Source organism: Plantactinospora mayteni (genome assembly GCF_016862935.1).
Lineage (GTDB): Bacteria > Actinomycetota > Actinomycetes > Mycobacteriales > Micromonosporaceae > Plantactinospora > Plantactinospora mayteni.
This window is the reverse complement of sequence record NZ_BONX01000115.1, coordinates 1-1,036: the sequence shown is the minus strand read 5'-3', so window position 1 is coordinate 1,036 and position 1,036 is coordinate 1. Positions and strand designations below refer to the sequence as shown.

Below are 1,036 nucleotides of genomic sequence, written 5' to 3'. Positions count from 1 at the left end.
TCATGCCGAAAGTGGTGCGTTCACAATTCTGGGGCCAGCCCGCCGCTCGGGCGGCCTGACCCCAGAACAACTCGAACGATCAGCCGGTGGTCAGGGTGTTTCCGAGCAGGGACAACAGGCGGTCCCAGTGGCGTTGCAGCGCGGCCGGGTTGAATGCGTCGGTGTCGGACATGGTGAAGCCATGGATGGTGCCGGGATAGATCTCGGAGGTGTAGCTGACGCCCGTGGCATTCAGGGTTTCGTTGAGCTCTTTGAGGGCCCCAGGGGTTATGTCGCCCTCGGCGTGACCGAAGTGGAGCTGGGCGGTGAGCTTGGAAAGGACGTCCGGCCCGTCAGCGCCTACAGGGGCGTGGAATCCGGCAACAGCAACCACGTGGTCGGGGTGGGCCGCAGCGGTGCGTACCGCCATGAGGCCGCCTATGCAATAGCCGGTCACCGCGACCGGTCCGGTACTGACCTCGGGTTGGGTGGTGAGGAACCTGAGATAGGCGTCGGCGTCGCTCAGGGTCCGTTCGGCGGTGTGCGCCTTGATCATGGGCATGAGTTGGGCGAAAATCGCGGGCCGGGCTTCCTCTCCGATGTGCTCGGGAAGCTCGATCACGGGTGCCGGGCCGTGCCGATAGAAGACGTTGGGGACGAGCACGTAGTATCCGTGCTCGGCCAGTTCACAGGCCATCTGCCGCAGCGCGGGTCGGATGCCGAAGCCGTCCGGGTACATCAGCACTCCCGGGCGTCGCCCGCCGGCGTCGGGGAGAGCGGCGAACGCGTCGGCTTGGCCGTCTGCGGTGGGGATGTGCAGCGTCTTGGTGGGCATGACTTCTCCTGTCGTCGTTGAGGTCTCGAGCCTTGGTCAACACGACGGAGGTGGAGCCCGCGCAGGAGTGCAGGATTCTCGATCCACAAGCGGGCCGGCACCGGCCCGTACGGCGCTCAGAAGGGCACCGGGTCACCAATCCGTGCGTGGCGCGATGCCGTCCCGGTAGTCATGGCTGCATAACTTAGCCGATCGGATGAGGACGGATCCAGCCGCCGGTCC

1 protein-coding gene is annotated in these 1,036 nt (G+C 65.9%); it reads right to left on the bottom strand.

What is annotated here, in order from left to right; translation table 11 throughout:
* Window positions 1-79: 79 nt before the first annotated feature.
* On the bottom strand, window positions 80-814 hold the full coding sequence (locus Pma05_RS42125; RefSeq protein WP_203863145.1) for a dienelactone hydrolase family protein: 735 nt from the start codon (window positions 812-814) through the stop codon (window positions 80-82).
* Between the last annotated feature and the right edge of the window lie 222 nt (window positions 815-1,036).